Source organism: Stenotrophomonas sp. YJH_SMC_80 (genome assembly GCF_059372495.1).
On sequence record NZ_JCAFVP010000010.1, the window covers coordinates 116712 to 136495 of the forward strand.

Here is a 19784-nt window from a genome sequence, read left to right on the forward strand (position 1 = left end):
GCCGGCACCACCGTGTCGCCAAGCGGGGCGCTTGCGTCAGTCCTGCTTGCGCACCGGTGCACCGTTGGCCTTGTAGTACGGCGCGGTGCTGCGGGCCAGCGGGGTGCGGCCGCGGATCACGTCGGCCAGCTTCTCGGCCATCATGATGGTCGGCGCGTTGAGGTTGCCGGTCACCACCTGCGGCATGATCGAGGCATCGACGATGCGCAGGCCTTCCAGCCCGTGCACGCGGCCCTGGCCGTCGACCACCGCCATCGGGTCATCGGCGTGGCCCATCTTGTTCGAGCACGACGGGTGGTAGGCGGTCTCGGCATGTTCGCGGACGAACGCATCGATCTGCGCATCGGTCTGCAGCGCGCTGCCCGGGGAAATCTCGCGGCCGCTGTACGGTGCCAGCGCCGGCTGCGCGAAGATCTCGCGGGTGATGCGGATCGCCGCGCGGAACTCGCGCCAGTCCTGCTCATGCGACATGTAGTTGAAGAGGATGCTCGGATGTTCGCGCGGATCCTTCGAACGCACGTGGATGCGGCCGCGGCTGGGCGAGCGCATCGAACCGACGTGCATCTGGAAGCTGTGCGCCTTGATCGGGTTGGAGCCGTTGTAATTGATCGCCACCGGCAGGAAGTGGTACTGCAGGTTCGGCCAGTCGAATTCGGCGTCGCTGCGGATGAAGCCGCCGGCCTCGAACTGGTTGCTGGCGCCGATGCCGGTGCCCAGGAACAGCCACTCGGCGCCGATGGCCGGCTGGTTGTACAGCTTCAGTGCCGGTGCCAGCGAGACCGGCTTCTTGCACTCGTACTGCAGGTACATCTCCAGGTGGTCCTGCAGGTTGGCGCCGACGCCCGGCAGGTGGTGCACCAGGTCGATGTCCAGGCTGCGCAGCAGGTCGGCCGGGCCGACGCCCGAACGCTGCAGGATCTGCGGCGAGGCGATGGCGCCGCCACACAGCAGTACTTCGCGGCGCGCGGTGGCACGCTGCGGCTGGTCGTTGTGCAGCCACTGCACGCCCACCGCACGCTTGCCCGAGAACAGGATGCGGTCGGTAAGCGCGTGGGTGACGATGGTCAGGTTCGGGCGCGGCTTGGCCAGGTCCAGGTAACCACGGGCGGTGCTGGAGCGACGGCCCTTCGGGGTCACCGTGCGGTCCATCGGGCCGAAGCCTTCCTGCTGGTAGCCGTTGAGGTCGTCGGTGCGCGGGTAGCCGGCCTGCACGCCGGCTTCGACCATCGCAGCGAACAGCTCGTTGTTACCGGCCTTCGGCGTGGTCACGCGCAGCGGGCCGTCGCCACCGTGGTAATCGTTGGGGCCGATGTCACGGGTTTCCGCCTTGCGGAAGTACGGCAGGCAGTCCAGGTAGGTCCAGTCTTCCAGGCCCGGCATGCTGGCCCAGTTGTCGTAATCCATCGCGTTGCCGCGGATGTAGCACATGCCGTTGATCAGCGACGAGCCGCCCAGGCCCTTGCCGCGGCCGCAGTCCATGCGGCGGTTGTTCATGAAGGGCTCGGGATCGGTCTTGTACGCCCAGTTGTAGCGCTTGCCCTGCAGCGGGAAGGCCAGTGCCGCCGGCATCTGGGTACGGAAGTCGAGCCGGTAGTCCGGGCCACCGGCTTCCAGCAGCAGCACGCTGACATCGGCATCTTCGGTGAGGCGGGTAGCCAGCACGTTGCCGGCCGAACCGGCGCCGATGATGATGTAGTCGTACTCGTTATGGGTGCTCATGGGTGTCTCCTGCAGGCCGGGGCGCGCTGCGTGCAGGCGTCCCGGCGGAATGTCGGATCGGCGCGGTGGCCGGACGAGGGGGCGTGCTCGGGGCGCGCCGGTCAGAACACGCTGGCGTAGTCGCCCAGTTCCACCTGCACCGACTTGATGCGGGTGTAGTGGCCGAGGGTGGAGATGCCGTTCTCGCGGCCGACGCCGGATTCCTTGTAGCCACCGACCGGCATTTCGGCCGGCGACTCGCCCCACGTATTGATCCAGCAGATGCCGGCTTCCAGGCGGTGGATGATGCGGTGGGCGCGGCTGATGTCCTTGCTGACCACGCCGGCGGCCAGACCGAAGGTGGTGTCGTTGGCGCGACGCACCACTTCGTCTTCGTCGTCGTAGGCGAGGATGCTCATGACCGGCCCGAAGATCTCTTCCTTGACGATGGTCATGTCATCGCGGCAGTCGGAGAACACGGTCGGCAGAACGTAGGCGCCATTGGCCAGCGCGCCTTCGGTGGCACGGCCACCGCCGGTCAGCAGGCGGGCGCCTTCGGCCTTGCCGCTTTCGATGTAGCGCAGCACGTTTTCCATGTGCGGGAAGCTGGTCAACGGGCCGAAGTTGGTTTCGGCGGCCATCGGGTCGCCGATGCGGATGCGCTTGACACGCTCGACCACGGCGGCCTCGAATGCGGCCAGCATGCTGCGCGGCACGAACACGCGGGTGCCGTTGGTGCAGACCTGGCCGGAGCTGAAGAAGTTGGCCATCACCGCGATGTCGGCGGCGCGGTCCAGGTCGGCGTCATCGCAGATCACCAGCGGCGACTTGCCGCCCAGCTCCATGGTCACTTCCTTCAGCGAGGAGGACGCGGCGCTGGCCATGACCTTCTTCCCGGTGGCGACGCCGCCGGTGAAGGAAATCTTCTCGATCACCGGGTGCTCGGTCAGCCACTGGCCGATCTCGCGGCCCGGGCCCTGCACGACGTTGAACACGCCAGCCGGCACGCCGGCTTCGGTGTAGATCTCGGCCAGCCGGATCGCGGTCAGCGGGGTCACTTCCGAAGGCTTGAACACCATCGCGTTGCCGGCGGCCAGCGCCGGGGCCGACTTCCACATGGCGATCTGGATCGGGTAGTTCCAGGCGCCGATGCCGGCGACCACGCCCAGCGGCTCGCGACGGGTGTAGAAGAAGCTCGATTCGCGCAGCGGCAGCTGGATGCCCTCGATGGCGGTGGCCAGGCCGGCGTAGTACTCGACCACGTCGGCCCCGGTGACGATGTCCACGGTGGTGGTTTCGGCCAGCGCCTTGCCGGTGTCCAGGGTTTCCAGGTGGGCCAGCTCGTCGTTGCGCTCACGCAGGATCTCGACGGCGCGGCGCAGGATGCGCGAGCGCTCCATCGCGGTCATCGCGGCCCAAACCTTCTGGCCTTCGGATGCGCTCTGCACGGCACGCTCGACGTCGGCCTGGCTGGCAACCTGCACTTCGGCGATCACCTCACCGGTGGCCGGATTGACGGTCTTGAAGGTCTTGCCGCTGGTGGCATCGACGCGCTGGCCGTGGATGTAGAGCTGTTGGACGGGCAGGGTGGTCATGGGGCGTACTCCTTGGAAGGGGGCGGGTGCTGGAGCGCTTATAGCGCGACAGCCTGCAACTGGAAGTCGATGTAGCCGTAAGCGATGCGCCGGGACTTCTCGGCGTTGAACTGGCCGCCGACCAGGCTGCCGCGCAGCCACAGGCCATCGATCATCGCGGCCAGCCCGCGAGCGGCCAGGCGGGCCTGCGGGTGGGGCAGCAGGCGGTTGAACTGGTGGCACAGGTTGGAGAACAGGCGCTGGTCGTTGGCGCGCTGCAGCCGGGCCAGTTCCGGCTGGTGCATGCTCGCGGCCCAGAAGGTGAGCCAGACGCGCATCGCGGTGCCGTTGATCTGGCTGTCGTCGAAGTTGCCGTCGACGATGGCGCGCAGCTGCTCGCGCGGGTCGTCGCTGGCGTCGGCGCGGTAGCGGGCGACCGCGTCCTTCAGCTCGCGCAGGATCTGCCGCATTGCAGCATTGAGCAGGCCGTCCTTGTCGCCGAAGTAGTGGGCGACGATGCCGCTGGACAGCCCTGCCTTCTTCGCGATGGTAGCGACGGTCGCATCGGCCATGCCGATCTCGTCGATGGTCTGGAAAGTGGCCCGGATCAGCTGTTCGCGCCGTACCGGTTCCACGCCTTTCTTCGGCATTGTCTCTCCACGGATTGCGACCCGAAGGATCGGGCTGCCCGCCATTATGCTTTTTATTGATTGAACGTTCAATCAATAAACCCTAGGATGCGCTCGCGCCCCACGCCATGGGCCCGGTTTACCGGTCCGGCCCCGCCCATGTGCTCCCTCGGACTTGATGAGACGACCCCATGTCTTCCCTGGCTCATCCCAAGCGTTCGCCCCTGCGCTTGAACCGTTTTGTCTTCTTCAGCTCCTCGGTGTCGATCGGCATCCTCGGGCTGCTCACCGTTCTCTATCCCGAAGGCAGCGAGCACTGGCTGCAATGGGCGCAGGCCGAGGTGTCGGCCGCGTTCGGCTGGTGGTACATGCTGCTGATCGTGCTGTGCCTGGGCTTCGTGCTGTGGCTGGCGTTCTCGCCGTATGGCCGCATCCGCCTGGGTCACAACGAGGAATCGCCGGCCTTCGGCTACGTCGCCTGGGTCTCGATGCTGTTCTCGGCCGGCATCGGCATCGCGCTGCTGTACTACGGCGCCTACGAGCCGCTGGACCACTTCCTGCATCCGCCCGGGCAACCCGGCGGCACCGTGGCCGCCGGCCGCGAGGCGATGGTGCTCACCTTCCTGCACTGGGGCCTGCACGGCTGGGCGCTGTATGCGCTGGTCGGCGTGGCACTGGGCTATTTCGCCTACCGCCGTGACCTGCCGCTGGCGCTGCGCTCGGCGCTGTACCCGATCTTCGGTGAGCGCATCCATGGCCGCATCGGCGACATGGTCGATGGCTTCGGCATCCTCGCCACGCTGATCTCGATGGTCACCAACCTCGGCATCGGCGCGCTGGTGGTGCAGTCCGGCCTGGTCTACCTGTTCCACATCCCGGATACGCCGCAGGTGCTGGTGGCGATCGTGCTGGTGATGATGGTGGTGGCCACCATCGGCGTGGTCGCCGGTGTGGAGAAGGGCATTGCCTGGTTGTCCAATCTCAACGTGCGCCTGCTGTGCGGCCTGCTGCTGTTCGTGCTGGTCACCGGCCCGACCCTGCACCTGTTCGATGGCCTGATCCAGAACACCGGCGATTACCTCGGTGCGTTCGTGCGCAAGAGTTTCGACATGTACCTCAACGACCCGAAGGGTCGTGAGTGGATGGGCTCGTGGACGCTGTTCTACTGGGCCTGGTGGATCGCCTGGGCGCCGTTCGTCGGCCTTTTCGTGGCGCGCATCTCGCGGGGCCGCACCATCCGCGAAGTGATCATGGGCGTGCTGCTGATCCCGCTCGGCTTCACCCTGGCCTGGCTGTCGATCTTCGGCAACACCGCCATCGACCTGGTGCTCAACCATGGCCAGGCGATCCTGGGTGACGTGGCCCAGCACGATGCGGCGATGACGCTGTTCAAGCTGCTGGAATACCTGCCCGCCGCGCCGTACGTGGCCGGTGCCGCAGTGGTGATCGGCTTCGTGCTGTTCCTGACCCCGGTCGATTCGGGCACGCTGATGATCGCCAACCTGTGTACCCGTCGCGTTGACGATGGCGTGGAAGATGGCCATGACGCGCCGATCTGGCTGCGCGTGTTCTGGGCCGTCGGCATCACCGTAGCCAGCGTCGGGCTGCTGCTGGCCGGCAATTTCAGCGCGATGCAGACGGCGGTGGTGCTGTGCGGCCTGCCGTTCTCGTTCACCTTGGCGTTCTACATGTGGGGCCTGCTGAAGGCGCTGCGCACCGACCCGGACGCGCCGCGCCGCTGAGCGCGCACCTGGCGCCCATCCCGGTGCCGCCGGAGATGCGGTAGAGCCAGGCCATGCCTGTCTGCAGAGAAACAGGAAGGGCCGGATCCGCGAGGATCCGGCCCTTTCCTCTTCTGTGTAGCACCGACCCCATGCTCGGCTGCTTTCCTGCCAACGGTAGCCGAGCATGGCTGGCTCTACAGGTGAAGCGTTACCTGCTGGATAGTCAAAGGCATCGGGCCACACGGAATTTCGTAGCATTCTGAAAGACATGCGGGCCGTTCGCGGCAATCATTGACCAACACGTCCTTCCGGAGTTGAACGATGGTCCGAGTCCTGATCTGTGCACTGACGCTCGCCTTCTCTGCGCTTGCCAACGCAGCACCCGGTGCGTTGGTGCAGTTGAATCATCCGGTGATTGCCCTGGGTGAGACCGCGGCGCTGGACCTGCAGTTGCCGCCGCATCCCGGTGGGCTGGTGACCTATTCGATCCACACCAACGTCTATGCCAGCGAGGAGAACAGCGGCTATCGGGTACTGGATGTGCGCTGTCCGCCGGGCTTCCTGTCCAATGTCTACCGGGGCAACACCGGTGCGGTGTGCTATCGCGTAGAGGAAACGCCGCATCCGGCTGCTGAGATGTCGGTGACCGTGTTCAACGAGGATGCGCCGGACGGGCATCTGGAGTGGATGGAAGGCCTATGGTCGTTGGATGCCAGTGGCCCAGCAGTGAAAACGTCGTGGCACCTGTTTGGTGTGCGGCCCTGATCTTGAGGGTCGATGTGCGACCTGATGCGAGCGGGCGAGCTTGCAGACAAAAAAGGCCGGCTCCATGAGGATCCGGCCCTTCTGCTTGTGGAGCCGAGCGCGGGCTCGGCTCTACAGGTGAAGCGTTACTTGCTGGCCAGCTGGCGCAGCACGTACTGCAGCAGACCACCGTGGTGGGCGAGGAGGCGCGCTTGCGAACCACGGGTTCGCGCGTCTCCGCAGCGCCCCCGCGCTGGCGCGGGGGCCGGGCTTCCGCCCGTTGGTACCGCGGGAAGGCTCAGCGACCTGCCAACTGGCGCAGCACGTACTGCAGCAGGCCACCATGACGGAAGTATTCGACTTCCTTCGGGGTCAGCAGCATCACCGACACCTCGAAGGTCTTCTTCGTGCCATCGGCCTTGGTCGCGGTGACCGTGGCGCGCTTGCTGGCGCCATCCTGCAGGCCGGTGATGTCGATCACTTCCGAGCCGTCCAGGCCCAGGCTCTGCGCGTTCTCGCCGTTGCGGAACTGCAGCGGCAGCACGCCCATGCCGACCAGGTTGGAGCGGTGGATGCGCTCGAAGCTTTCGGCGATGACCGCCTTCACCCCCAGCAGCAGGGTGCCCTTGGCAGCCCAGTCACGCGACGAGCCGGTACCGTATTCCTTGCCGGCCAGCACCACCAGCGGCACCTTGTCGGCCTTGTACTTCATGGCCGCATCGTAGATCGCCAGCTTTTCCGGCTGGCCGCCACCGGCCGGGTAGTACAGGGTGTTGCCGCCTTCCTCGCCACCGAACATCAGGTTCTTGATGCGGATGTTGGCGAAGGTGCCGCGCACCATCACGTCATCATTGCCGCGGCGGCTGCCGTAGCTGTTGAAGTCGGCCGGCTGCACGCCACGTTCCTGCAGGAAGCGGCCCGCCGGCGAGTCCTTCTTGATGTTGCCGGCCGGGGAGATGTGGTCGGTGGTGATCGAATCGCCGAACAGGCCCATCACGCGCGCACCATGCACGTCGTCGATGCTGCCGGTCTGCATGGTCATGCCATCGAAGTACGGCGGGTTCTTGATGTAGGTGGACGCATCGCTCCACGCGTACAGGTTGCCGTCCGGCGAGGCGATGGTGTTCCAGCGGGTGTCACCCTTGAACACATCCGCGTAGTTCTGCTTGAACATCTCCGGGCCGATGGTGGCGGCGATGACGTCACCGATTTCCTTGTTGCTCGGCCAGATGTCGCGCAGGAACACCGGCTGGCCATCGCTGCCGGTACCCAGCGGCTGGGTGGTCAGGTCGATGTCGGTGGTGCCGGCGATGGCGTAGGCCACCACCAGCGGCGGGCTGGCCAGGTAGTTCATCTTCACTTCGGGGTGTACGCGGCCCTCGAAGTTGCGATTGCCCGACAGCACCGAGGTGACCACCAGGTCGCCGGTGGCGATGCCGGCGCTGACTTCGGTCGGCAGCGGGCCGGAGTTGCCAATGCAGGTGGTGCAGCCGTAGCCGACCACGTAGAAGCCGATCTTTTCCAGCTCCTTCAGTACGCCGGCCTTTTCCAGGTAATCGGTGACCACCCGCGAGCCCGGCCCGAGCGAGGTCTTCACCCACGGCTGGCGGTTCAGGCCCTTGGCGGCCGCATTGCGGGCCAGCAGGCCGGCGCCGATCATCACCGCCGGGTTGGAGGTGTTGGTGCACGAAGTGATGGCAGCGATGACCACCGCGCCGTCCTTCAGGCGGACCTTGCGGCCTTCGATCTCGATGTCGGCGAAGCCCTTGGCCAGCTGCTCGTTGCCGACCGCGGCGCCGCCGCCTTCGTTGACGAACGAGGAGACGTCGTCGCTGCGCTTGTCACGGTTGGCGGTCATGCCGACCAGGGCTTCACGGTAGTTCTTCTGCACGTCTTCCAGCAGCACGCGGTCCTGCGGGCGCTTCGGGCCGGCCAGCGACGGCTTCACCGTGCCCATGTCCAGTTCCAGCGTGGTGCTGTACTGGGCGTGCGGGCTGCCCGGCTCGTGCCACAGGCCCTGCGCCTTGGCGTAGGCCTCGACCAGGTTGATCTGCTCTTCGCTGCGGCCGGACAGGCGCAGGTAGTTCAGCGACTCGGCGTCGATCGGGAAGATGCCACAGGTGGCGCCGTATTCCGGGGCCATGTTGCCGATGGTGGCGCGGTCGGCCAGCGGCAAGTGCTGCAGGCCGTCACCGTAGAACTCGACGAACTTGCCGACCACGCCCAGCTTGCGCAGCATCTGGGTGACGGTCAGCACCAGGTCGGTGGCGGTGGCACCCTCGGGCAGCTTGCCGGTCAGCTTGAAGCCGACCACCTGCGGGATCAGCATCGACGATGGCTGGCCGAGCATGGCGGCCTCCGCTTCGATGCCGCCCACACCCCAGCCCAGCACGCCGATGCCGTTGATCATGGTGGTGTGGCTGTCGGTACCGAACACGGTATCGGGGTAGGCCACGGCCTTGCCATCCTTCTCCGCGGTCATCACCACGCGGGCGAGGTTTTCCAGGTTCACCTGGTGGACGATGCCGGTGTTCGGCGGCACCACCTTGAAGTTGTCGAAGGCCTTCTGGCCCCAGCGCAGGAAGCCGTAGCGTTCCTGGTTGCGCTGGAATTCGATCTTGCCGTTGAGGTCCAGTGCGTCCGGCTTGCCGAACACATCGACCTGCACCGAGTGGTCGATGACCAGTTCGGAGGGAATCTGCGGGTTGATCTGCTCCGGCGAGCCGCCGAGCTTGACCACCGCATCGCGCATCGCGGCCAGGTCGACCACGCAGGGCACGCCGGTGAAGTCCTGCAGGACCACGCGCGCCGGCATGAAGGCGATCTCGGTGTCCGGTTCTGCCGCCGGATTCCAGCGGGCCACGGCTTCGATGTGGTCCTTGCCGACGGTGATGCCGCCGTCCTCGTGCCGGAGCAGGTTCTCCAGCAGGATCTTCATCGAGTAGGGCAGGTGGGAGATATCGAAGCGCTGGCCCAGCGTGGGCAGGCTGAAGTAGTCGTAGGTCTTGCCGCCGACGTTCAGCTGGCTGCGGGTGGAGAACGAATCGCTCATGCGGGGTAACTCCTTCTTGCGGATGGCTTGCTCTGGCCCGTGCGTGCAGGGGCCTGCTTGCGGTCGCCGGTGGCATTCCGGCCCCGGATCCTGCCCAGTATCGGCGATCCAGCGCCCGGCAATGACTCGGCTGGCTTGGAACGCAAGGTTACAGCGGTGTGTGTAGCCTTCGTGTCAGCGCGTGCGGTCGTCGCCCGCTGGCCAGAACGCAGACGGGACGCCCATGGGCGCCCCGTCCGGAAGTGCGTGTCGAGCAGGACTTACTTGCCGTTGGCGGCATCCAGCAGCGGATTGCCGGTCTTGCCAACAGCGTTGCTCTTGGACTTGGCCGTCAGCACACCCTGCTTGTTGAATTCCAGGACGGTCGCTTCCTGGATGTCCTTGCCGAAGGTCTTGATCTTCACGTAGTCGTAGTACCAGACCTGCGTGTCGCCCAGCTGTTCGCGGCGGCCGGGTGCGCCGAACTTCTCACGGACCTGGTCCTGGCTGGTCTTGCCGACTTCCAGGGTGTCCATCTGCTGTTGGGTGATCTCGACGCCGGTGGTGTAGGCGCCGAACGGATTGGCGTGGGCTGCCGTCGTCGAAAGGGCCAGCGGGGCAGCCAGCATCAGGGCAAGGGTCAAGGCGCGCATGGAACATCCTTTTATGGCGGGTAGGTGCGGGCGGCACGCGGTGCGTCCAGCCCGGGGCCGCAGCAGGTCGCTGCGGAGCCAGTCTAACCCCCGGATGCGACCAGCGCAGCATCGCGGTCACGGATTGGGCGGGTTTGTTCCAGATACTGCGAGTATGTATAATTCATGCATACTTTTTGAGGCGTACCCCCATGGAAGCCACCGTTGCTGAACGCGGACAGATCACCCTGCCCAAGGCGGTGCGTGATGCCCTCGGCCTGACCAAGGGCACGCTGCTGAAGGTCGAGCTGGACGGCAGCCGCATCATCCTGCGCAAGAGTGTTGACGATGCCATTTCACGGGCGCGCGGCAAGTTCGCGCTGGACGGCTTCGAATCGTCCGACGCGGCGGTGCGCGCGGTGCGTGACGAGGAGTAAGCCGTGATGATCGCCGTCGATTCACCGGTGCTGGTCGAGCTGCTCAGCAATGGTCCGCAGGCCGATGCCGTGGAAGCCATCCTGCGGCAGAGCCTGGTCGGCGGCCGCGTGGTGGTCTGTGGCGCGACGTTGGCCGAAGTCTGCGCTTCGCTGCGCGGCGGTGCCGAAGTGCTCGAAGCGCTGGAAGAGATGGGCGTGCATTTCAACCCGATGGAAGCCAAGTCGGCACTGCGCGCCGGCGAGATGCACCGCCGTCATCGCCAGCGCGGCGGCAGCCGCCGCAGCCTGGACGAATTCATGGTCGGCGCCCACGCACTGCTGCAGTGCGACGGCCTGATCACCTGGAACGACACGTTTTACCGCGACTACTTCAAGGGCCTGAAGCTGATCGTGCCGCAAGCCTGAGCCCACTTTGTTATTTCAACCTACGCATTACCCGGGAGTTGTCATGTTGGAAGCCTACCGCCACCACGTCGCCGAGCGCGCTGCGCTTGGCATCCCGCCGCTGCCGCTGAGCGCGCAGCAGACGGCCGATGTCATCGAACTGCTGAAGAACCCGCCGCAGGGCGAGGCCGAGTTCCTGCTCGACCTGCTGACCCACCGCGTGCCGGCCGGCGTCGATGACGCAGCCAAGGTCAAGGCCTCGTACCTGGCCGCGATCGCGCTGGGCAGCGAGCAGAACCCGCTGATCAGCCGCGAGCGCGCCACCGAACTGCTGGGCACCATGCTCGGCGGTTACAACGTTGCGCCGCTGGTGCAGCTGCTTGACGACACCAGCGTCGGCACCATTGCCGCCAACGGCCTGAAGAAGACCCTGCTGGTGTTCGACGCGTTCCACGACGTGCAGGAAAAGGCCAAGGCCGGCAACGCCAACGCCCAGGCCGTGCTGCAGAGCTGGGCCGATGCCGAGTGGTTCACCAGCAACCCGGAAGTGCCGCAGAGCCTGACCGTCACCGTGTTCAAGGTGCCTGGCGAGACCAACACCGACGACCTGTCGCCGGCACCGGATGCAACCACCCGCCCGGACATCCCGATGCACGCCCTGGCGATGCTGAAGAACAAGCGCGACGACGCGCCGTTCACCCCGGAAGAAGACGGCAAGCGCGGCCCGATCCAGCAGATCCTCGACCTGAAGGACAAGGGCCACCTGGTTGCCTATGTCGGCGACGTGGTCGGTACCGGCTCCTCGCGCAAGTCGGCCACCAACAGCGTGCTGTGGTGGACCGGTGATGACATTCCGTTCATCCCGAACAAGCGCGCCGGTGGCGTCTGCCTGGGTTCGAAGATCGCCCCGATCTTCTACAACACCATGGAAGATGCCGGCGCACTGCCGATCGAGCTGGACGTGTCGAAGATGGAGCACGGCGATGTGGTCGAGCTGCGTCCGTACGAAGGCAAGGCGCTGAAGAACGGTGAAGTGATCGCCGAGTTCCAGGTCAAGTCCGAAGTGCTGTTCGACGAAGTGCGTGCCGGTGGCCGCATTCCGCTGATCATCGGCCGTGGCCTGACCGGCAAGGCGCGCGAAGCGCTGGGCCTGGCCCCGACCAACCTGTTCCGCCTGCCGGTGCAGCCGGCCGACACCGGTAAGGGCTTCTCGCTGGCACAGAAGATGGTCGGCCGCGCCTGTGGCCTGCCGGAAGGCCAGGGCATGCGCCCGGGCACCTACTGCGAACCGAAGATGACCTCGGTCGGCTCGCAGGACACCACCGGCCCGATGACCCGTGACGAGCTTAAGGACCTGGCCTGCCTGGGCTTCTCGGCCGATCTGGTGATGCAGTCGTTCTGCCACACCGCCGCCTACCCGAAGCCGGTGGACGTGAAGACCCACCACACCCTGCCGGAGTTCATCTCCACCCGTGGCGGCGTTTCGCTGCGCCCGGGCGACGGCGTGATCCACAGCTGGCTCAACCGCATGCTGCTGCCGGACACCGTGGGTACCGGTGGTGACTCGCACACCCGCTTCCCGGTGGGCATTTCGTTCCCGGCCGGTTCGGGCCTGGTCGCCTTCGCTGCGGCCACCGGCGTGATGCCGCTGGACATGCCGGAGTCGGTGCTGGTGCGCTTCAAGGGCAAGATGCAGCCGGGCGTGACCCTGCGTGACCTGGTCAACGCGATCCCGCTGTACGCGATCAAGTCGGGCCTGCTGACCGTGGCCAAGGCTGGCAAGAAGAACATCTTCTCCGGCCGCATCCTGGAAATCGAAGGCCTGCCGGAGCTGAAGGTCGAACAGGCGTTCGAATTGTCCGACGCCTCGGCAGAACGTTCGGCGGCCGGTTGCTCGGTGCGCCTGAACAAGGAACCGATCATCGAGTACCTGACCAGCAACATCACCCTGCTGAGGTGGATGATTGCCGAGGGCTACCAGGATCCGCGTTCGCTGCAGCGTCGCATCGAGAAGATGGAGGCGTGGCTGGCCAACCCGCAGCTGCTGGAGCCGGATGCCGACGCCGAGTACGCCGCCGTCATCGAGATCGACCTGGCCGACATCCACGAGCCGATCGTGGCCTGCCCGAACGATCCGGACGACGTGAAGACCCTGTCCGAAGTCGCTGGCGCCAAGATCGACGAAGTGTTCATCGGTTCGTGCATGACCAACATCGGTCACTTCCGTGCCGCTGCCAAGCTGCTGGAAGGCAAGCGTGACCTGCCGACCCGCCTGTGGGTGGCCCCGCCGACCAAGATGGACGCCTCGGAGCTGACCAAGGAAGGCGTGTATGGCACCTTCGGCGCCACTGGCGCCCGCATGGAAATGCCGGGCTGCTCGCTGTGCATGGGCAATCAGGCGCAGATCCGCGAAGGCTCCACCGCGATGTCGACCTCGACCCGCAACTTCCCGAACCGCCTGGGCCGCAATACCAACGTGTACCTGGGTTCGGCCGAACTGGCCGCAATCTGCTCGCGTCTGGGCCGCATCCCGACCAAGGAGGAGTACATGGCCGATGTGGGCGTGATCGCCGCCAGCGGCGCGGAGATCTACCGCTACATGAACTTCGACCAGATCGAGGAATACCAGGACGTGGCCAAGACGGTTGCTGCCTGATCCTGCTGATCGGTTGATGATGTAAACGAAGAACCCCCGGTGAGAGCCGGGGGTTTTTTGTGGGCAGGGCACTTTCGTAGAAGTTGCATGTCTCTGGCGATGCGTGGCGCCTACCGTGGGTGCCCTCCATTTCGGTTTTTCCTGAGATGCGCCGTTCATTTCTGCTGACTTCCAGTCCTACCCATCGCCGCAGCGTCATCACCCAGCCTTTCGGGGCTCTGCTGGTCTCTGTACTTCTGACCATGACACCGTCGGTCAGCGCAACGCCGGCGTCTGCGATGCCGCAGCCGACTAAGCCGCCGCCACGTTTCGATAGCACTACACGCCACAGCCTCTGCCATGAGGGGCGCTGCGTGGTGCTGGATGGCACGGGCCGGCAACTGGCCGAGCATCGGGGAATGCAATACCTCCGCCCCTTCGAAAATGGGATGGCAGTCTTCGAAAGGGGGGAGAATAGGGGCGTCATGAATTCAGAAGGGCGTATCGTCCTTGAAGCGCATTACGACTCGGTTGAGGTGCATGGCAACGGGCTGATCGAAGCCAAGGTATTGCTGCGGAAACCGCCCAAGGCGTACACGCGAATTGACTTCTTCAATGCACGGGGCCGATTGGTGCGTCGGTTTGAGGAGAAAGGCAAGATCGATCTCCTGCGCTCGGCGTCCTGGGCGGGAAACCCGGCTGTAGAACTCTGCAACAGTGAGAAGCAGCGCTGTACGACCCACTTCCTTGACGCGAAGGGCAGGTCCGGTCCCGTTTTCAGTGTCTTCGGTAGTTTTGGTCCCTTGGGTCATGAGGGGGAAGTGGCCATCGCTTCGCGCGATGGTGTCAACTTTGGCCTGGTTGATCGATCGCTGGCAGGCATAGGACGCCAGGACTACGACCAGATGACGTTCAACAGGTCGGGTTTCGCGCTCGCCACCCAGGGCGGGAACGACACGGTGCTCGATCCCCACGGGGTGCAAGTGGCGCCCATGGGGCGATATCGGTTCAAGTTTGGTCGGGGTGAGTACCTGATTTCTGCGGTAGCCGAAGACGGGGCGTGCCTGCATTTCACGCGCACCGGGCAGCGGTTCCCTGCGCCCGCAGCCCACTGTCTGGAGACAGACGAGCACGCTGAAAGCGTAGGCTACGTAATTTTCGGCTCGGAGAATGACGAATACGTAGTAGGCCTGGATGGATTGCCGCGTTCCGCGCAACACAATGCGGACCTGCATCCGTTGAACCGCAGGATGGTCAAGTATCGAAGGCCCGGCGAAACGGGGATGCGTTTCATGACGCTGGATGATGCCAGCATCTCGTCCTCCCAGTACCGCCAACTTGCGCCTTTTCAAGCCATCGCAGGACTGGATGACCAACTGCTGTTGGCTGAAGCCGATGAAGGGTGGGGTCTAATAGATGCCGCGGGCACTTGGCTGATTCCTCCTCGCTACCGCCGGATAAAACCATTGGGTCCGAATCTGGTCGCCGCATTCGAACGGCCGGGATATGACGCCGGGTATCACATACTCGATCTCCGCGGAAATGCGCTGGCTGATTTCACCCCGCATACTCCCTCACCAGAGCTTCTGGCGGATGGAACAAGAGTCTATGCGCTCTCGCTGCGGGGTCGCTGGGGCCTTCTGGATGACTCCGGGCGGTGGAGGCTGGCGCCCCGCTACGGCTACGTGAGTGTTTCGAAAGGCTTGGTTTTCGTGCGTGAGCGAAACAGTGCCGGTGATGTTACGGTCAATTTTCTTGACCCAGACACAGGAACGACGCTGTTCGAACAGGGATTTCTATCGATTCATTCTCGACCGGATGGTCTGTTTGAGACGTTGAAGACAGATCAGACCTTGGAGCTGATCAAGCTTGACGGGACCGTTCTGGCGAGCTTGCGTCCACGTCCCAACCGAGAGCCGGAGCAGTAACTGATTGGGTGATTGGAAGCCGACGCTGCCCACTGGGCTGACAGGACGCCTGATCGAGCGCATCCCGACCAAGGAAGAGTACATGGCCGATGTGGGCGTGATCGCCGCCAGCGGCGCGGAGATCTACCGCTACATGAACTTCGACCAGATCGAGGAATACCAGGACGTGGCCAAGACGGTTGCTGCCTGACGCGGTAGTGCCAGCCGCTGGCCGACTACCCACTGAAGCGGAATACCCCCGGTGAAAGTCAGGGGCTTTTTTTCAATGAACTGGTGGGCTTGGTGACGGCAGGCATCTTGCCATATTTTCTTAATATTGCAGGAACTCTTCCTTCCCTAGAACCTTTGTCTTTAAGCCAAGTAGGTGATAGGCAGCAGTTGTCTTGGCGGCGAGTCTTCGATCATCTGTGACGAAATACTGGGCGGCGCTTGCATATATTGCATGGCTAACATCGTGCATTCGTCGTGTTAAGTTGGGTCGGCTGTCTTTGGTCTCTTGGCGATATCCCGCCTTCTCCATTATGTTCAGCAGCTTGCAAATAACGAATGCTCTCGATTGATGGTATTCCATCAGTTGGTCGGGTGAGGGTAGTTGGTGAATATTGAAATTATCTTCCTTGAGTCGATCTGCCGCGAAGCGGTGGAAATTGATGTCGTTGAATATTTCCGTTGGTGGGATATTTGCGAGCATCTTCGGCTTCAGGCCGTATCTCCGACGCAGATCCTCAAAATTTTCAGCCGCAAGGTTGGGGGCTTCTAGGTCGTCATTATTTGATCGAATTGACCCTTCACTTCGCCGCCCCATGTGCCGAACCTCACTATCAATGGCGAAGTCTGTAAGTTCGGGTCTCTCGGCACATCGAGCCATGCAGTGAATAAAGTCATCTTCCTCAAGGCGTGTAGCAAGCCGATCGTTGGATATTTTATTCTGACGGTGAAGGTCGAGATTTTCGCTGAGAATTCGTGCATAGGATCTGAGGCGCGGATCTGAATGCCCTGCGTCACTTACGCGCCTTAGTTCGGCCTCAGTATCCTCGGCATTCATGAACCCTGGAAAATAGCCAAAGCCCTTGTTGAATCTGCGGACCAAGCGGATGAAGTTCGCTGCAGAGTTGGCGTCGAGCTCCATTCTCGCGATTGCTTCTTCCGCGTGAGGTGGAGCGTGCGGGAAGATGATGGACTTCTGTTTTAGAATTTTTAGCTTATTTTCTATTCTTAGATGTCCAAGTTCTTTTTTGGCGATTGCCAAATAGATGTTGGAGTCGAGGTATATAGTCTTTCGTGTTGACATGTGTGGCGCACTCCCAATTCCTGACGATGGTTTCATCCCAAGTGTGCAAGTGCCAGCAGCCGCTCGGCAATCCGTTCCAGCGGCACCTGTTCTTCGGCGGCACCGAGCTTGAACGCTGCACCCGGCATGCCCCAGACCACGCTGGTGGCCTCGTCCTGCACCAGTGTCGGCGCGCCGGCCTGGCGCATCTCCAGCAGGCCGCGCGCGCCATCGTCACCCATGCCGGTGAGGATGGCGCCGATGGCGTTACCGCCCGCGCTCTGCGCGACCGAACGGAACAGCACGTCCACCGCGGGCTTGTGACGGTTCACTGCAGGGCCATCATCGACGCGGCAGCGCCAGCGCGCACCGTCGCGGATGATCCGCAGGTGCTTGCCGCCCGGTGGCAGGTAAGCATGGCCAGGCAGCACTGCCTCGCCGTCGCTGGCCTCACGCACGGCCATCGCGGAATGCCGGTCCAGGCGTTCGGCGAAGGCGCTGCTGAAGCTGGCAGGCAGGTGCTGGGTCATCACCACGGCAGGCGCATCGGCCGGCATGCCTTCGAGCACCACGCGCAGCGCCTCGGTGCCGCCGGCCGAAGAACCAATCGCGATCAGGCGGTCGGTGGTGCGGAACTGCGGTGCAGCCGGGCGCATTGCAGGAGCTGCTTCCAGCAGGAGTTTCGGAGCGGCAGCACGCACCAGCGGGCGCACCCGCGAGCGCGCCGCCATCTTCACCTTGGCGATGATCTCGTCGGCGTAGCCCTGCAGGCCGCGTGCGACGTCCAGCTTGGGCTTGGAGACGAAGTCCACGGCGCCCAGTGCCAGTGCCTGCAGCGTGGTATCGGCGCCGCGCTCGGTCAACGAGGAAATCATCACCACAGGCAGTGGATGCAGCCGCATCAGGTTTTCCAGGAAGGCGAGGCCGTCCATGCGTGGCATTTCCACGTCCAGCGTGATCACGTCCGGGGCCAGACGCTTGATCTTCTCGCGCGCCAGCAGCGGGTCGGCAGCGGTGCCGACCACGTCGATGGCCGGATCGCTGGACAGGATTTCCGTGAGCATCTGGCGCACGACGGCGGAGTCGTCGACGATCAGGACCCGGCAGGGGGCGTTGCCGGTCAGGGTCATTCGAACAACTCCACGCCACCGGTGACCGGGGCCTTGGACAGGCGCGCACGCACTGCCGATTCGGTGGCAGCCACCTCGGCCTCGTGGGCGTGCGGCAGGCGCTGCACCACCACGCGGCCGGTATCGGCGAAGAACCAGATCTTGCGCGGATGGATGCCGCAGAGGTCCTCGGCGATGATCGGAATATGCTCGGCCTGCAGGTACTGGCGCACGAACTCGGCGTTACGGGTACCGACCGGATTGCTGGTGAAGCCCTTCAGTACGTTGGCGCCGCCGAACACCTTGGCCTCGATGCGCTTGCGGTGCGCGCCGCGCTTGAGCATGTCATTGATCAGCAGTTCCATCGCATAGCTGCCGTAACGCGCGGGCGCGCCGTCGCCGGCGTTGCCCTCGGGCAGCAGAAAGTGGTTCATGCCGCCGATCTTCAGCACCGGGTCGCGCAGGCAGGCGGCCACGCACGAACCCAGGGTGGTGGTCAGCGCGGTGGTGTCATCGACCACCAGGTACTGGGTGGGCAGCAGCTTGGCGGCAAGGGTCTGGAAGCGTGCATCCTGGTAGCGCATCACGTCGTCGGTACGCAGTGAGGCGTTCATGAGCCGGCCTTTGCCGCGCGGCGGTACAGGGTGCGCCCGCAGGGCTGGATCAGGTCGGCGGCGTGCAGGTAGTTCTCCGAGTGTCCGGTGTAGAGCAGGCCATCGTCGGCCAGGTGCTGCACCAGGCGGCCGAGGATGGCGCGCTGGGTCGGCTTGTCGAAGTAGATCATCACATTGCGGCAGAACAGCGCGTCGAACGGGCCGCCGACGTCGTAGCGCGGGGCGAGCAGGTTCAGCGGACGGAACTCGATCAGCTCGCGCAGCGCCGGCAGCACGCGGCACTGCCCCTCGTTGGGACCGCTGCCACGCTGGAAGTAGCGGCGGCGCAGGTCCGGGTCGAGATTGGCGACACGGTCGATGTTGTAGACGCCGCGGCCCGCGGTGGCCAGTACCTGGGTATCGACGTCGGTAGCGATGATGCGCACCGGCGGCTTCAGCGTACCGAAGGCCTCGCAGGCGGTGATCGCCATCGAATAGGGTTCCTCACCGGTGGACGCCGCGCACGACCACAGCAGCAGCGGCGCACGGCTGGAACGCTGCTGCAGTTCTTCGCGCAGCTTGTCGAAGTGGTGCGGCTCGCGGAAGAACGAGGTCAGGTTGGTGGTCAGTGCGTTGGTGAACGCCTGCCACTCGTCACCGTCTTCCTGCTCAAGATGGTCCAGGTACTGCTGGAAGCTGCGCATGCCCAGCGTGCGCAGGCGGCGCGACAGACGGCCATAGACCATGTCGCGCTTGGCCGGTGCGAGGGCGATGCCCACGCGCTGGTAGATCAGGTCGCAGACGCGGCGGAAATCACGGTCGGCGAACTCGAACTCGCGCGGGCCGGTGACGATGGGAGTAGGACTTTGCACGGGGGACGTGTCCATCGGCAGAGGCGGCGGCCGAAGCCGCCGCGGGTGGGTCTCAGAATTCCTGCCAGTCGCTGTCGCTGGCGGCGAAGGTGCTGGCGTTGCTGCTGCGACGTACCGGCGTGGGCGTGCTGGTCGGCTGCGGACGTGCCACGGTGGTGATGCGCGCCGGTTCCACGCGTTCGGCGACAGCCTTCACCGCGGCCGAGACCTGGTTGTCGAGGCGGAAGATCGCCACGGCGTCGGCCAGCTGCGCGGCCTGGTCTTCCATCGCACGTGCGGCGGCGGTGGCTTCTTCCACCAGTGCAGCATTCTGCTGGGTGGTCTCGTCCATCTGCACCACGGTCTGGTTGACCTGCTCGATGCCGGCCGACTGTTCCTGCGAGGCGGCGGAGATCTCGGCCATGATGTCGGTCACGCGCTGCACCGAGGCGACGATCTCGCCCATGGTGCTGCCGGCCTGGTGCACCAGGCTGGAGCCTTCGGCGACCTTGCCGACCGAATCATCGATCAGGCCCTTGATCTCC

17 protein-coding genes are annotated in these 19784 nt (G+C 64.6%); 7 read left to right on the plus strand and 10 right to left on the minus strand.

Annotation, left to right across the window (positions count from 1 at the left end; all coding sequences use genetic code 11):
• Positions 1-36 precede the first annotated feature (36 nt).
• The 3 genes from betA to betI form a co-directional block, all read right to left on the minus strand.
• Positions 37-1719, minus strand: coding sequence for a choline dehydrogenase (gene betA / locus AC5P99_RS16075; RefSeq protein WP_005409499.1), 1683 nt, complete (start codon positions 1717-1719; stop codon positions 37-39).
• A 101-nt stretch (positions 1720-1820) separates the two neighbouring features.
• Positions 1821-3293: a betaine-aldehyde dehydrogenase gene (gene betB / locus AC5P99_RS16080; RefSeq protein ID WP_005409500.1), complete on the minus strand. Its 1473-nt coding sequence runs from the start codon at positions 3291-3293 to the stop codon at positions 1821-1823.
• A gap of 38 nt (positions 3294-3331) precedes the next feature.
• Positions 3332-3922 carry a transcriptional regulator BetI gene (gene betI / locus AC5P99_RS16085; protein WP_005409501.1) on the minus strand — a complete coding sequence of 197 codons (591 nt, stop codon included), beginning with the start codon at positions 3920-3922 and terminating at the stop codon, positions 3332-3334.
• Between the two features lie 170 nt (positions 3923-4092).
• On the opposite strand from betI, the gene AC5P99_RS16090 reads away from it, so the two are divergent.
• Both AC5P99_RS16090 and AC5P99_RS16095 read left to right on the plus strand, forming a co-directional pair.
• Positions 4093-5643, plus strand: coding sequence for a BCCT family transporter (locus AC5P99_RS16090; protein ID WP_005409502.1), 1551 nt, complete (start codon positions 4093-4095; stop codon positions 5641-5643).
• A gap of 303 nt (positions 5644-5946) precedes the next feature.
• Positions 5947-6390: a hypothetical protein gene (locus AC5P99_RS16095; protein ID WP_005413231.1), complete on the plus strand. Its 444-nt coding sequence runs from the start codon at positions 5947-5949 to the stop codon at positions 6388-6390.
• Between the two features lie 277 nt (positions 6391-6667).
• Here AC5P99_RS16095 and acnA read toward each other — a convergent pair whose 3' ends face one another.
• Together acnA and bamE are read right to left on the minus strand one after the other, a co-directional pair.
• On the minus strand, positions 6668-9421 hold the full coding sequence (gene acnA / locus AC5P99_RS16100; RefSeq protein ID WP_005413232.1) for an aconitate hydratase AcnA: 2754 nt from the start codon (positions 9419-9421) through the stop codon (positions 6668-6670).
• A gap of 260 nt (positions 9422-9681) precedes the next feature.
• Positions 9682-10053 (minus strand): outer membrane protein assembly factor BamE domain-containing protein, encoded by a 372-nt coding sequence (gene bamE, locus AC5P99_RS16105; protein ID WP_495213334.1) that lies wholly within the window; start codon positions 10051-10053, stop codon positions 9682-9684.
• A 191-nt stretch (positions 10054-10244) separates the two neighbouring features.
• Between bamE and AC5P99_RS16110 the strand changes: the two genes are divergently transcribed.
• From AC5P99_RS16110 to AC5P99_RS16130, 5 genes are all read left to right on the plus strand, one after another.
• Positions 10245-10469 (plus strand): AbrB/MazE/SpoVT family DNA-binding domain-containing protein, encoded by a 225-nt coding sequence (locus AC5P99_RS16110; RefSeq protein ID WP_005409505.1) that lies wholly within the window; start codon positions 10245-10247, stop codon positions 10467-10469.
• Between the two features lie 6 nt (positions 10470-10475).
• Positions 10476-10874 carry a type II toxin-antitoxin system VapC family toxin gene (locus tag AC5P99_RS16115; RefSeq protein WP_005409506.1) on the plus strand — a complete coding sequence of 133 codons (399 nt, stop codon included), beginning with the start codon at positions 10476-10478 and terminating at the stop codon, positions 10872-10874.
• A 43-nt stretch (positions 10875-10917) separates the two neighbouring features.
• Positions 10918-13509, plus strand: a complete 2592-nt coding sequence (gene acnB, locus AC5P99_RS16120; protein WP_262091419.1) for a bifunctional aconitate hydratase 2/2-methylisocitrate dehydratase — start codon at positions 10918-10920, stop codon at positions 13507-13509.
• Between the two features lie 146 nt (positions 13510-13655).
• Positions 13656-15416, plus strand: coding sequence for a WG repeat-containing protein (locus AC5P99_RS16125; RefSeq protein ID WP_088436937.1), 1761 nt, complete (start codon positions 13656-13658; stop codon positions 15414-15416).
• Positions 15417-15420: 4 nt separating this feature from the next.
• On the plus strand, positions 15421-15606 hold the full coding sequence (locus AC5P99_RS16130; RefSeq protein WP_088436938.1) for a hypothetical protein: 186 nt from the start codon (positions 15421-15423) through the stop codon (positions 15604-15606).
• A gap of 120 nt (positions 15607-15726) precedes the next feature.
• Here AC5P99_RS16130 and AC5P99_RS16135 read toward each other — a convergent pair whose 3' ends face one another.
• The 5 genes from AC5P99_RS16135 to AC5P99_RS16155 all read right to left on the minus strand — a co-directional run.
• Positions 15727-16707 carry a hypothetical protein gene (locus AC5P99_RS16135; protein ID WP_141097958.1) on the minus strand — a complete coding sequence of 327 codons (981 nt, stop codon included), beginning with the start codon at positions 16705-16707 and terminating at the stop codon, positions 15727-15729.
• Positions 16708-16739: 32 nt separating this feature from the next.
• Positions 16740-17816, minus strand: coding sequence for a protein-glutamate methylesterase/protein-glutamine glutaminase (locus tag AC5P99_RS16140; RefSeq protein WP_088436940.1), 1077 nt, complete (start codon positions 17814-17816; stop codon positions 16740-16742).
• Positions 17813-18409, minus strand: a complete 597-nt coding sequence (gene cheD, locus AC5P99_RS16145; protein WP_005409511.1) for a chemoreceptor glutamine deamidase CheD — start codon at positions 18407-18409, stop codon at positions 17813-17815. The genes AC5P99_RS16140 and cheD overlap by 4 nt, the downstream gene beginning before the upstream one ends.
• Entirely contained in the window at positions 18406-19275 is an 870-nt protein-coding gene (locus AC5P99_RS16150) for a CheR family methyltransferase (RefSeq protein WP_088436941.1), read from the minus strand. Before AC5P99_RS16150 ends, cheD begins: the two co-directional genes overlap by 4 nt.
• 37 nt (positions 19276-19312) lie before the next feature.
• The coding region (locus AC5P99_RS16155) for a methyl-accepting chemotaxis protein (RefSeq protein ID WP_495201458.1) at positions 19313-19784 on the minus strand (472 nt) is incomplete at its 5' end.